General features: G+C 59.3%; 9 protein-coding genes. 2 read left to right on the top strand and 7 right to left on the bottom strand.

Annotated elements, in window-relative coordinates; all coding sequences use genetic code 11:
• Nucleotides 1–8: 8 nt before the first annotated feature.
• The 4 genes from AYJ54_RS11070 to AYJ54_RS11055 form a co-directional block, all read right to left on the bottom strand.
• Nucleotides 9–272, bottom strand: a complete 264-nt coding sequence (locus AYJ54_RS11070) for a VirB3 family type IV secretion system protein (protein WP_063698958.1) — start codon at nucleotides 270–272, stop codon at nucleotides 9–11.
• Complete coding sequence (locus tag AYJ54_RS11065; protein WP_082905608.1) at nucleotides 272–598, bottom strand: TrbC/VirB2 family type IV secretion system protein; 327 nt, start codon at nucleotides 596–598, stop codon at nucleotides 272–274. Before AYJ54_RS11065 ends, AYJ54_RS11070 begins: the two co-directional genes overlap by 1 nt.
• On the bottom strand, nucleotides 595–1515 hold the full coding sequence (gene trbB / locus AYJ54_RS11060; protein WP_063698957.1) for a P-type conjugative transfer ATPase TrbB: 921 nt from the start codon (nucleotides 1513–1515) through the stop codon (nucleotides 595–597). The genes AYJ54_RS11065 and trbB overlap by 4 nt, the downstream gene beginning before the upstream one ends.
• Before the next feature lie 666 nt (nucleotides 1516–2181).
• A complete protein-coding gene (locus tag AYJ54_RS11055) occupies nucleotides 2182–3960 on the bottom strand; it encodes an MFS transporter (protein ID WP_347337210.1) in 1779 nt (592 codons plus the stop codon).
• Between AYJ54_RS11055 and AYJ54_RS11050 the strand changes: the two genes are divergently transcribed.
• Nucleotides 3928–4287 (top strand): hypothetical protein, encoded by a 360-nt coding sequence (locus AYJ54_RS11050; RefSeq protein ID WP_136623612.1) that lies wholly within the window; start codon nucleotides 3928–3930, stop codon nucleotides 4285–4287. The genes AYJ54_RS11055 and AYJ54_RS11050 overlap by 33 nt on opposite strands.
• 367 nt (nucleotides 4288–4654) lie before the next feature.
• On the opposite strand, the gene AYJ54_RS11045 is transcribed toward AYJ54_RS11050, so the two are convergent.
• From AYJ54_RS11045 to AYJ54_RS11035, 3 genes are all read right to left on the bottom strand, one after another.
• Nucleotides 4655–5068 (bottom strand): hypothetical protein, encoded by a 414-nt coding sequence (locus tag AYJ54_RS11045; protein ID WP_063698955.1) that lies wholly within the window; start codon nucleotides 5066–5068, stop codon nucleotides 4655–4657.
• 3 nt (nucleotides 5069–5071) lie between these two features.
• Entirely contained in the window at nucleotides 5072–7078 is a 2007-nt protein-coding gene (locus AYJ54_RS11040) for a conjugal transfer protein TraG (protein ID WP_063698954.1), read from the bottom strand.
• Between the two features lie 205 nt (nucleotides 7079–7283).
• A complete protein-coding gene (locus AYJ54_RS11035; protein WP_245328988.1) occupies nucleotides 7284–9659 on the bottom strand; it encodes a DUF3363 domain-containing protein in 2376 nt (791 codons plus the stop codon).
• Nucleotides 9660–10596: 937 nt separating this feature from the next.
• Here AYJ54_RS11035 and ltrA point away from each other — a divergent pair.
• Nucleotides 10597–12492 (top strand): group II intron reverse transcriptase/maturase, encoded by a 1896-nt coding sequence (gene ltrA / locus AYJ54_RS11030; protein ID WP_063696148.1) that lies wholly within the window; start codon nucleotides 10597–10599, stop codon nucleotides 12490–12492.
• Nucleotides 12493–12531 lie beyond the last annotated feature (39 nt).

Raw genomic sequence — 12531 nt, 5'->3', positions numbered from 1 at the left:
GGAAGACCTCAGGTGTTGAGATGGCCGGGAATACGAAGGTGTCGGCGAACGACTTCGACGAAGTCAGGGTCGCGTTTGGCCGCCCAAATGGCCGCCATGTGGCCGACAAACCAAAGCAGTAGGCCTGCGAGCCAGAGACGAAGGCCGATACCGAGAGCAGCGGCGAGCGTACCGTTGAGGATCGCGATGGAGCGTGGCGCGCCGCCCATGAGGATTGGCTCAGTAAGAGCGCGATGGACGGGCGCCTCAAAGCCTGGGATCTGCGAATCCATCAGATCACCGCCCCGCCGCCAAACGAGAAGAACGACAGGAAGAAACTCGACGCGGCGAACGCGATGGACAGCCCAAATACGATCTGGATCAACCTGCGGAAGCCACCCGACGTGTCGCCAAAGGCGAGCGACAGTCCGGTGACGATGATGATGATGACCGCGATGATCTTGGCGACCGGCCCTTCAACCGATTGCAGGATCTGGTTGAGCGGTTGCTCCCATGGCATATTGGAGCCGGCGGCGAACGCCGGACTGGCGGCAAGACAGGCGGCGACGAATACCTCGGTCGAAACGATCCTTCGCTCTAACGACGAAATAGCACTCATGTTTTGTCCCCTATTGTGGTGAGGCTGTAGTCACCGGAAGGCCCAAGGCCTGTGACGCTGGCGAGTTCGGCCAGGCGGCGATCGGCGCCGCGACCGGAAAGGACCGCGATGACGTTGATGGTCTCCACAATCAGGGCACGCGGGACGGCGACGACGGCTTCCTGGATCAGTTGCTCGAGCCGGCGCAAGGCTCCAAGCGCGCTGCCCGCGTGAATGGTGCCGATGCCGCCGGGATGACCTGTGCCCCAGGCCTTGAGCAGGTCGAGAGCCTCCGCCCCACGGACCTCTCCGACCGGAATGCGATCGGGTCGAAGACGCAGCGATGAACGCACCAAATCCGACAGCGAGATCACGCCGTCCTTCGTGCGCAGCGCCACGAGATTCGGCGCCTGGCACTGAAGCTCACGCGTGTCCTCGATAAGGACCACCCGATCGGAGGTCTTGGCAACCTCGGCCAGCAGCGCATTGGTCAGCGTCGTCTTGCCGCTCGAAGTGCCGCCGGCAACAAGGATGTTGTGGCGCGCTGCAACGGCTTCCTTTAACGCGCCGGCCTGGCCGGAGGTCATGATCCCTTTGGCGACATAGTCGTCCAGCGTGAACACGGCGACGGCGGGCTTGCGGATAGCAAACGCCGGAGCCGTTACGACTGGCGGCAACAGACCCTCGAAACGCTCCCCCGTCTCGGGCAACTCGGCTGATACGCGCGGGTTGCCTGCATGAACCTCAGCGCCGACGTGATGGGCTACCAACCGAACGATGCGCTCCCCGTCGGGAGCAGAGACGACCTCTCCGGTGTCTGCCAAGCCGCTCGATAGCCGGTCGATCCACAGCCGGCCATCGGGGTTAAGCATCACCTCAATGACGGCCGGATCTTCAAGAAAGTGCGCAATCGCGGGACCAAATGCCGTGCGCAGCATGCGCGCGCCACGCGAGATCGCTTCCGACTGAAAGGAATGGACTGCCACCACCGTCCCCCAAGAGCCGAGGCACACTTCAGGTGGCCTCGGATGGGGATGATTAGAAAAGGCAGAAAACGGCTTCGCGCAACAAGTGGCTGACCTTGTTCGCAGCGTGGCGTACGAAAAGAAAGATTGGGATCTACCGTGGCGCAGCGATTCCGTCGCACGGACCGCGGCATGTGAACCACGTGAACCACTTCCCCCCATGGGTTAGCGTCTGTTGCTTGAGCAAACAACCACGCAGCGTGGCGTCATGAGCTTGACTTGCTCCGATGTCCGCGTGTCGGATGGGACGGAAAGCCCCAATGCGCCTCGCACAACACACGTCCACGCAGGCGTAGCTCGGCGCAGCCGGACCTCTGGCATCGTCGGGACGAAAAGCCACAATGGGCTACAAGCAACAGAACTCGCTTTGCTTCCTCAACTTCAAGGAGGAGGTTCGTTGGTTGTCTCCAACTTCATCGAGAAGGCGACAAATGGTGATGATTCAGGTTCAAGTGGACGTACCACGCCCGGTCAAAGGTCGCGCAGAGGTCCTGAAGGGAAACATTTGCCGCATTCAGCGTTTGGGCCAACGTCTCCGGACAATAAACAGAAGTTGAGATTGCAGGTTTTGCGCCTGTTCTACCATTCGATTCCTTGAGAGGGCTCAAGGACAGATTCCTCGGCGACCACGGCAGGCGCGAGCACTGCCCGGCCATCCGCTGGAACAAAGATGAATCTGACAAAGCTCCGGAGCCAAGGTACTGCGAACCACGACAGAGCAGCGAACTGAAGCGCGAGACTGAAGCCAAATGCAGTCTGATAGGCGTCTAACGGATAATGTCCGTCTTGCGGCGCCCATTGGTTGACGATCAGTCCGATCCCGTATTGAACCGCGAATGCCCAGCCGAAATGCAGTAGGTTCAGAGCGCCATTGGCACGAGCAGCGATTTCTACGGGAAAGTAGTCCGCGATGATCGCATAGCTCAGTACGGTAGCTGCTCCCACCACTGATACAATGGACCAGGGCAAGATCGATGGCAGTGGCACGCGCATAATCAGGGCGAGTTCGGCCAACATGAATAGTGCGCCACACACTGCCAATAGAGCTTCAGTCGAAATACCGCGTTTGCGCAGACGATCCGCGAGCGTTCCCAGTAGCAATGCGCCTAGGCTGATTCCAATGGCCATCGTGAAGAGCTGATTGATCACGCCTTGTCGGTCGAAACCTTCGACGTCAGCGAGCCAGGATGCAGCCCACAACGAATGCATCGCCCAGGACGATCCGATGCAGGTTGCGGAGAGAGGGGCAATTCTCAGAAAACGCGGATCCGAAAAGATGGAGCGCAGTGTAAGCGATTTGCCAGACGGAACAGAGCGTTTGGGACCCTCGTTGGATTCAGGCACGGCAAAATAGATCAGGCCTGCGACCGCTAGCGTCGCGATGGTCAGGAGTTCGAACAGGCTCCGCCAGCCGCACCAAGTCAGCAACCAATCTGTCGGCGCCGTAGCCGTGACGGCTCCCAGCGAGCCCAACATGATCATGCCGCCATTGACGAAGGCCACTCGATTTCTCGGAAACCACATGACAATCGCTTTAAGCCCGGCCATCAATGAAGCGGCAACACCTAACCCAATCATGGCGCGGCCGACGAGAAGCTCAGCAAAACTATCAGCATTACCGAACAGTGAGGTCCCGCCGACCGCAATCACCAGCAAGACGCTCTGGACTCGCCGTGGTCCGTATCGATCAAGTAGGACGCCGATAGGGATCTGGGCGCCGGCAAAGACAAGGAAATAGACCGACGCAAGCAACCCCGTTTCGGCCGCACCGAGCCCAAAATCGGATGCCAGAAATGGCGAAATCGAGGCATTGATAGTTCGAAACAGGAAAGAGAGATAATAGCCAGCAGCAAAGGGAAGGAAGACCGAGAGGATCAGTCGCCATTTTGGCAATGGCGTCTCGCGCGCGGCTTCCAACCTCGCTGTTGCTGATGTTGGATCGGGTTCTTGTGTGACGCGCGGGTTTAACTCGTCATCGGGGGCCGCGTTGGCCCGGCTCGTCACCTTCGGAAAGGTCGGATTGCCGCGCGCCGCCTTGGCTGACGCGGGCGGTGTCTGCTCGAGGTCGACGCCTCCAGAGGCAGCATTGGGGTTCTTGCGGGCTCGCTGCGAATTATACCCCGATTCCTCGCCCGTCGCCGGCCCTGGTCCTTCCTGTTCCGCGGAGTTTAGGCGATTGATGGTCTCCTGCATGAGAGGCTGACCGAGACGAACACGTCGATCGACTTGCTCAGCCAAGACCTTGAAGCGTTCGTCGCCGAGAACAACTGCTTCGCGTTGTCGTGACTCCGGAAGCGGCGGGACAACGGTGAGATGATAGCGAGCGTGCAGCGCGACGGTTTCGGCGATTATCCGCATGTCGCGTTCGAGGTGGTCGAATCGGGCGTGTATGCCGTCGAGACGCTCGCGCAGCAAAGCTTCGACGGATGGCGTGGGGTTCAAAAAATGCTCAAGAGCAGCTTCAACAAGCATGCTCTTGCCGGCACCTGGTCGGTCGCTTGCAACATCGAGCCGACCGCAGACACCCTCACTCAGCCGAACCGTTACTTTGCGACGCTCCGAGGTTTTTCGCCCGCGCGACGGTCGAACTTCAAGGCGATCGGCTTGCGCCTCGGCTACCTGTTGCATTTTCTGATAGTCCCCCAAGACCCCACGATCGAGACCGCTGCGTCGCGACACGATTGATGAGGTGAACCAAGCTGACGGGAATTACAGAAAGAACAGGCTGAGCATAGCTTCAACAGCACAAATCTGCCTGCCCTACGCTGGCGTAGAAAAAGAAAGAAGATGCGGAGTCGCGCTGTCAGGACTCAGTCTTGGCGTAACGGCAAACGCATGGACGACGCGCGAAACTCTATGGCGCGCCTTCCTCAAATTCGGCGCCAACTTATTGAGAGCCTTCGATCCGATAGAGAGATGCCGAGCGGATCAGCGTTCTTGCGAAAAAAGCCCAGCCGGCTTTGTTTTCGAACGGCTAACGATGCTGGACGTAGTCAAGCGTGGCAAAATGGAGGATTGGCGAGCGCTATCGCGCCGAAGCTTCCTCGCTCGATTATTTGCCTTGCGGCTCGGCGTCCAACGATATCTCTTTTGCGAGACTCTGGCCCTTGGCCAGCCTTTTTCCCAGAGCCTCGACAAACCCCTCGTAGCGTTCTCGGCCTTTGGCCTGCGCGCCGGGGAGCGCGGCGTCAGGTACAGGTGACGTCGCAGTCAACCAGAATCGCACGAATAGGGCGAGCGCCTCATTGGAGATCGTGACATGACGTTCAAGGCGCTCGACCTGGCGCGTGAGCCGGTCCAGCCGTTTCCCGAGTGCCGCCTCCATTCTTTCGGAATTATCCGGCGACAGAAAAGAGGTAAGCGCCGTTTCGACGACGAATGCCTGATGCAAGCGCTTACGACCGGCATAGTCGGCAAGTTGTCTCGCAAGCTCGGGCGGCAGGCGAAATGTATGCTTGGTCCGCATCGCTCAAGAGAGGCCCAGACCGTCGTCGGGATCCATCGCGGCCTGGCGTGCAATGTTAGCTGCCTGCCTTCTCAAGGTTGTTGCACGCTGGACCTCGTCATCCGGTTCGTCGTCGGCGAACTGGAACTCCGGCCTTGCCGGAGCGGGCTCCGGTATGACCTCTTCATGCTGAAGCAGCTCTGGTTCCCGCCGAATACCGCTGTTGGCGTGATCATCAGCTGATTTGCCGTTCCGGAGTCCGTTCGTTGTGCCGACTTCTTTGACGTTCGCCGGAGTCGGATCGAGGCCGCTCCAGTCGTTTCGCCGATCGCCGGCTCCTGCGATGCCGCCAAGTTTGGCAGGCAGTATCACGCGTTCGCGGAAACGCTCATCCTCGAAATACCGCGCCTTCTTCGCCCGGATCGGCGAGCAACCGGAAATCAGGACCAATTCGTCGTCGGGTGGCAATTGCATGACTTCGCCTGAGGTAAGCAAAGGTCGGGCGGTTTCCTGTCTTGACACCATCAGGTGCCCCAACCACGGGCTAAGCCTGTGACCGGCGTAGTTTTTCATGGCGCGAAGTTCTGTCGCCATTCCGAGCGCATCCGAAACCCGCCTGGCGGTCCGTTCGTCATTGGTCGCGAAGCAAACGCGGACGTGGCAATTATCGAGGATCGAGTTATTCGGACCGTAGGCCTTTTCGATCTGGTTAAGGGATTGGGCGATCAGGAAGCTCTTCAGGCCATATCCCGCCATAAACGCCAGCGCCGATTCGAAGAAATCGAGCCTCCCCAGGGCGGGAAACTCGTCCAGCATCAATAGCAGCCGATGCCGGTGCTTTTGGGCATCGAGATCTTCCGTTAAGCGCCGCCCGATCTGGTTGAGGATCAGGCGTATCAGCGGCTTGGTCCGGCTGATGTCGGATGGCGGCACGACCAGATACAATGAGGCCGGTTGCCTGCCCTCGACAAGGTCACTGATCCGCCAATCACTCTGTCGCGTGACCTGCGCGATGACTGGATCGCGATAGAGACCAAGAAACGACATTGCCGTCGACAATACGCCGGAGCGCTCGTTCTCGCTCTTGTTCAGGAGCTCACGCGCCGCTGACGCAATAACTGGATGTGGGCCGGAATTACCAAGATGCGCCGTCGTCATCATGGCGTCTAATGTGGCGTCGATTTTCCGCTTGGGGTCGGACAGGAAATTTGCGACCCCGGCGAGGGTCTTATTCTCTTCCGCGTAAAGCACATGAAGGATAGCGCCTACCAGCAGGGAATGGCTGGTCTTCTCCCAGTGATTGCGCTTCTCCAAGGCGCCCTCGGGATCGACGAGCACGTCCGCGATGTTCTGGACGTCTCGCACCTCCCACTCCCCGCGACGAACCTCTAGCAGCGGATTATAAGCGGCAGATCTCGGGTTGGTCGGATCGAAAAGCAATACGCGGCTATGGAGCGCACGGAAACCCGAGGTCAGCTTCCAATTTTCACCTTTGATATCGTGAACAATACAACTGCCGGGCCACGACAGAAGGGTCGGAACGACGAGGCCAACGCCCTTGCCAGACCGCGTCGGCGCAAAGCAAAGCACATGCTCCGGTCCATTGTGGCGAAGGTATTGGCGCCCGAATCTGCCGAGCACTACGCCGTCGGGGCCCAACAGCTGCGCAGCCCGGACCTCAGATGCTGTAGCCCAACGCGCCGAGCCGTAGGTCGCGGCCGTCCTCGCCTCGCGCGCCCGCCAAATCGACATGGCAAAGGCGACGATCATCGAAAGCATGCCGCCCGACGCTGCGATGCAGGCGCCCTGCATGAATATCCTCGGTGCGTAGGCGTCGTAGACCAGCCACCACCAAAAGAAGGCCGGTGGATAATAAACGGGCAACCCACCAATCAGTACAAACCAGGGCGCCCCTAACTGCGGCTGAAATCCCAGCTTCCAGGCAACCCATTGCGTTGCCGCCCACATTGTGACGAGCACGATGCCGAGAGCAGCGCAAATTTGACCCCAAAGGATTCTGGTCGAGGACATACGCGCAGGTTGCGGAGTCCTCGGCACGCCGCAAGACGGATTCGCTTGCGGTGGTAGAACATGTGGTCCTGGCGTAGAAATCGGACAAGCGTTCGCGGGCGATCAGCGATTAGGCGTCAAACAGGGCAGTCAAGTTCTGGGAGCGAGACGATCTCATCGTTGACGGCTATGATCCGTTAGACCGCTCGCTTTTTTCAAACGGGATTTACAGTCCCAACCCACGTTTCCTTCCGAAGTCCCAATCGATGCCGCCGCTGTCTCGCTGAATGCCGCCCATGAATTGGCCGATGCGGTTTTCGAGAATGGGTTGCCAAGGCACAAGCCGGAAACCCAATCCATCTTCGATCATGGCAAAACGTCCGCTGGCAAGAGAGGCAACACCGGTGAGGCGGCCACTGACATATTCGCCCGTTTTACTGGACGTGAAGGTCAAGCCTCGCTCGGAAGCCATTTCGCGACCGACGCGATCCACCTCCCGTTGCTCCAGATTTGCGACGGTATGGGGCGGAATTCGGACGGTGCCCTCTCTGACGGTGGCATAGCCCATTTCAACGAGGCGCTCGGCGCGGCGCTGAAGAGCACTTTTGACGTCTCGGCCGAAGCCACTATCAGCGATAGCCTGAGGCTCGCGAGCCGTCAGCTCACGATCGAGCCATGTGGCGCCCTCCGTTGCAATTTGCCGCTCGAGCTTTTCCGACGAAAGGATCTTAATCCTCGGCCCATCACCGCCTCTCGTGCGATCGTAGGCCTGGCCACGTTCAAGGATATCTCCGGGGATTTTCCAATGGTCGTCGTTGATCCGTTCGACGTGTCCCGCGCGACGCAAGGCCTCCAACCTGCGGACATGCGAGCGGACAAACGACTCAGGATCCTTGAGTTCTCGTTCGAACTGCTGGCGGATCCGTTGCAAGTGCCGGCTCGGCCGGTAAATTCCATCGTTCTCGCCGCTGTTGAGCGCGATATTGCGATCAGCGGTTCGCGGTCCGGAGGTGGCCGGAACCACCTCCACAATCGCGTCCCGTCCAATATCCTTCAGATGCGAGCCGTCGGGGAATTCAACGTGATGGACACGGCCGTCGACCCCGTCGATCACCAAATAGACCCGCTCGTCCATTTCATCGCCGGCCAACCCCTTGGCGAGGATTCGACCTGCGATCTTCTCGCCCGGCCGAACACCATGGCGGACGTACTGTTCGATCCCGCGCTCTTCTTCCAGTCCGTGGCTTGCGAGCGCCCGATGCATGGTCTTGATGATATCGTTTCGATCGGAGAGCTCCTTCAAGGTCTCCTCGGCACGATCTGAGATCACCCATTGCCCCGTCTCAACCTGGCTCGATAAGCCATAACGTTCCAGGAACTTCACCCGTCCGATCATGACCCCGCGGTTCTCACGAAATGCGTAGGTCGTCCCTTCTCCCGGTCGTAGGTCAATTATCCCCCTTTCCCTCTGCTCGGCCGCCAGCAGCTTGTCGAGCCGGGTCCACCGTTCCGCCTCAACCTCCGTCTCCAACTTGGCCTGAAGTTCGAGCTCGCTCTGGTGTCCGAGCTCCAGCGTCACCAGTTCGGAAGCGCGATGACGAATGCCGTGGGCGATATAATCTCCGGCGATATTGAGGACACCGCCTCCATCGAGGACTCCGCGGACAATGATGTGGGTATGGGGATGGCCGGTGTTGTAGTGATTGATCGCGATCCAGTCGAGGCGCGTCTCCAGGTCCTTTTCGACCTGGCGCATCAGGTCTCGCGTGAAGCTTCTCAGATCGGCCATTTCATTGGAGTCTTCGGGCGCCACAATAAAACGGAACTGATGCCTATCGTCTCGACCCCGCTCGACAAAGGCTTTGCCATCGGCTTCGTTCTCAACGGCCGAATAGGCCTTCCCTCTCTGCCCGTCCCGATTGACCCCATCGCGTTCGAGGTAGCGGAGATGAGCATCAATCGCCTTGCTCGCCGCCTTGGCCCTCTCAGTCCCATGCGGCTTGTGCTTCAGCCCCTGGGGATTGAGCTTGATGATCCTCGCCTTGACGGCGACGCGACGTGATCGGAAACGACCGCTTGAGTCCTGCTGCCAACCACCATCGTGCCCCTCACGAAGAAACAAAGGGACAACTTTTGCGCCGCGTCCCCGCGCATTGAACCGCCCGCTTAGCCCTCTCTGCCGCCCGCCACTGGGACCAGGTTCGCGGCCAATCCTGTTCGGGTCACCGCCAGCCTTCCTGACGGCCACCTGTACCTGCTTCAGAAACGGCTGTGACCGGAGGTTGCCGCGTGGATTGATCCGGGCCCCGCGGCTACCAACGCGTCCAGGCCGCACATGAAAATCGTCGCCTTGATCTTGCGCCATGAACTGACGATCCTCATCGCTTGCGCCTCGCGCAAGAGCCACGACGGGTCGATCGCATAAAATCGTAGTGAGGCGCACGAGATCGAATAAAATGCGGAAATCTTCAAATCGAACTCCGCGAGCGCCATCTCTTGGCGCGTTGAGATTGTTCGAAAAGTTTGAACGGCGCCAGCCGCCCTCACCTAAACGTCGTTTGAGCGCCAGTCGTCGCGTTGCTAAAAACCAATGTGCAGACAAAGGTTTCTCGATCGCTGAAGGTCGGCGAATTTGCGAACGCCAGTTCGCTTTATCTTGCCCTCCTCGGTCGCTGGTTCGCTGGTTCCCAGGGCCCAACTTCCAAGCCAAGAGACTCTCGGTACTCGCGGCGATTTGCGACAACATGCAGTTCGGCCCATTGCGGTGGATCCTCCAATAGCGCCTGCCCGAACACGTCGGCTGGTGGCCGATTCATTGCGAAAGAGCCGCCGCGACTTGGCAGTTGACTTGCGAAGCCCCGAACCGTTTGCGAGCGAAGCGAGCGTTTGCGATAGCGATCGTTACCCGAAGGGCGTGCGCCGTTGTGGCGTGAAGAAGAAGGGAGTGTTCGAAAGAATGGAGCCTACTGGTTTGGCTCTTACTTGCCCGACTTACCGGTGTCGGAAACGACTGAGACCTCGAAAGAGGAACGGGACCAGAGCATGTCGGGAAACGTCTCGAAATCGGGCGCCGCAGCCCGGTGGAGAGCACAGAGTAAGGTGTGCACGGTGAAAGCTGTATTGCCTGAATCCCAGTTTCCAGTCGCTAAAGGGTTGGCGGTAGCGAACGCGGCTGACACGCTACGCCACGCGGGGCAAAACGCACCGGCCAGTGCGATCTGCCACCAGTCCGCGTGGGACGACCTCCATCGGAGGGTCAAGGAAGCAAATGGGACACCTAAACACACCGCAACTCCCCACACACGCAACTACGGGATCGCCTGCAGCAGGTTCGTTCGCGAGCCTGTATGGCGACGGAGCCGTCGTAGTACCCAAATGCCTGGCGTAACGGCCGGGACAGCCGCCGCAAGGCGGACGATCATGCGTATAAGGCCGGGTGACCGGATCGAAAGCGCCTCCGATCGGGGGAAGGACGATGCCGCTAAAAACGGCATTTGCAGTATGCGTAGAAGAGATTCTTCGACGGAGAGGTTCTGCTGATGCAGGCCGCTACCATCCAGAGGAGAATTGAATCACTTCCGACCTTGTCGCGGTCGGGCAAGCGGATCAATGGCCTTCACCGCCTGATGAGATCTCCATTTCTCTTTGAGCGGGCCTACGAAAAGGTCTCCCAAAATAAGGGAGCCTTGACGCCTGGTGTTGACGGCAAGACCTTCGACGGCATGTCGCTGGCGAAGCTCGCCGACCTCGCCCGTCGCGTGGCAGAGGGCACATATCGCTTCCGACCTGTCCGACGGGTTTATATCCCGAAGGGCAACGGCAAGACACGACCGCTGGGAATTCCCACGGTGGAAGACCGACTCGTTCAGGAGGCGGTCAGGACCATCCTCGAAGCAATCTATGAACCTGTGTTCCTCGGTGAGTCGCATGGGTTCCGCCCGAGGCGGTCCTGTCACACCGCTTTAAATCTCGTCAAGAAGACTTGGACGGGTTGCAAGTGGCTGATCGAAGTGGATGTGCGTGGGTTCTTTGACAACATCGACCATGACGTCCTGCTCAGGCTTCTCAAGAAGCGGATCGATGATGACAGATTCATCGGTCTGATCGAAGGAATGCTGAAAGCGGGTTACATGGAAGATTGGGTCTATGGACGCACATACAGCGGTACACCACAGGGCGGAGTCGTATCGCCCTTGCTCGCCAACATCTATCTGCACGAGCTGGATCAGCACATGCAGACAATGAGGGCGGGATTCGATAGAGGCCGCGACCGACGCGCATTCCCGCCCTATGCGGCGTTGCAAAGGCGCGTCCTGGGCCTCCGCCGGAAGATTGAGCGGCTGCGCGCCAACGGCGCGGAGCTGGCCGAGATCAATGCCGCATTGGCAGAGATCAAAGCCATCAATAAGGAGAGACGGAAACTACCTTCCGTCGATCCCATGGATCCCAATTTCAAAAGGCTCCGCTACTGTCGATACGCCGACGACTTCCTGATCGGCATCATCGGCAGCAAGGAGGAGGCTCGTGAGACCATGGCCTCTGTTGAGCGATTCTTGACAGAGACGCTGAAGCTCGCGATCTCGCCTGAGAAGAGTGGGATTCAGGCCGCTTCAAAGGGAGTGACCTTCCTCGGCTACCGCATCGCGGCGTACACGTCCTACGGGGGTGGACGAAAGTCCAACCGCAAGGGACCGGCAGCACGGACATGGCGCGTTACGCGTCGGCCGACTACCGGCAACATCAGTCTGCGTGTGCCACGCAAGCGGATAACCGAGTTCTGCAAACGGCATGGGTATGGCGACCTCGCCAGGAAGACCGGCCGTGCTCGTGAGCAGTTCTTGGTCACCAGCGACACCGCGACCGTGCTCGCCTATAACTCGGAGTTCCGTGGTTTTGCCAACTATTACTCGTTTGCCGATGACAACAAACGTGCCTTGGGAGTGCTGGAGCTCGTTGTGTTCCGCAGCCTCATCAAGACGCTGGCGTTGCGCCATCGAACGACGAGGGCACAAATCATGGCCCGTCTGTGGAAAGGGTCGGATTACGAGGTGTCCTCTGTAGTCCGAGGCAAGCTTCGCACGATCAAACTGTGGAGACTGAAGCACCTCACGCGAACCTTTTGGATAAGTCAAGGAATTGACGATCTCACAAGAGGCGCGTGGTGGGTCATAAACTCGAATGACCTAATCGACCGGCTGCATGCTCGCCGATGCGAAGCATGTGGCGGCGCGACAGGACCATTCGAGATGCATCACCTCCGCCGCGTTCGAGACCTGCAGAGTGGGTCGCTGATAGTCTGGAAACGGTCCGGCTGGCGGCGCAAGACGATCGTCCTGTGCCCGTCGTGCCGGGTGGCCGTTTCCAATCGAGAGTATACGCATATGGAAAGCCGTGTGCATCGCAAAGGTGCCCGCACGGTTTGGGGGGAGGCGTAGGGACATCCTCCGCGGAGGTGTTCCACGCCTACCCTACCG

The sequence above is a fragment of the Bradyrhizobium centrolobii genome (assembly GCF_001641635.1).
In the GTDB taxonomy this organism is placed as follows: domain Bacteria; phylum Pseudomonadota; class Alphaproteobacteria; order Rhizobiales; family Xanthobacteraceae; genus Bradyrhizobium; species Bradyrhizobium centrolobii.
Note: the sequence above shows the minus strand (reverse complement) of the source record. Positions and strands in the feature narration are given on the sequence as shown.

Excerpts from the sequence above, each read along its gene's own strand:
- AYJ54_RS11055 (WP_347337210.1), bottom strand. The coding sequence starts at position 3,960 with ATGCGGATAATCGCCGAAACCGTCGCGCTGCACGCTCGCTATCATCTC.
- AYJ54_RS11070 (WP_063698958.1), bottom strand. The coding sequence starts at position 272 with ATGGATTCGCAGATCCCAGGCTTTGAGGCGCCCGTCCATCGCGCTCTT.
- trbB (WP_063698957.1), bottom strand. The coding sequence starts at position 1,515 with ATGCTGCGCACGGCATTTGGTCCCGCGATTGCGCACTTTCTTGAAGAT.
- ltrA (WP_063696148.1), top strand. The coding sequence starts at position 10,597 with ATGCAGGCCGCTACCATCCAGAGGAGAATTGAATCACTTCCGACCTTG.
- AYJ54_RS11040 (WP_063698954.1), bottom strand. The coding sequence starts at position 7,078 with ATGTCCTCGACCAGAATCCTTTGGGGTCAAATTTGCGCTGCTCTCGGC.
- AYJ54_RS11045 (WP_063698955.1), bottom strand. The coding sequence starts at position 5,068 with ATGCGGACCAAGCATACATTTCGCCTGCCGCCCGAGCTTGCGAGACAA.
- AYJ54_RS11065 (WP_082905608.1), bottom strand. The coding sequence starts at position 598 with ATGAGTGCTATTTCGTCGTTAGAGCGAAGGATCGTTTCGACCGAGGTA.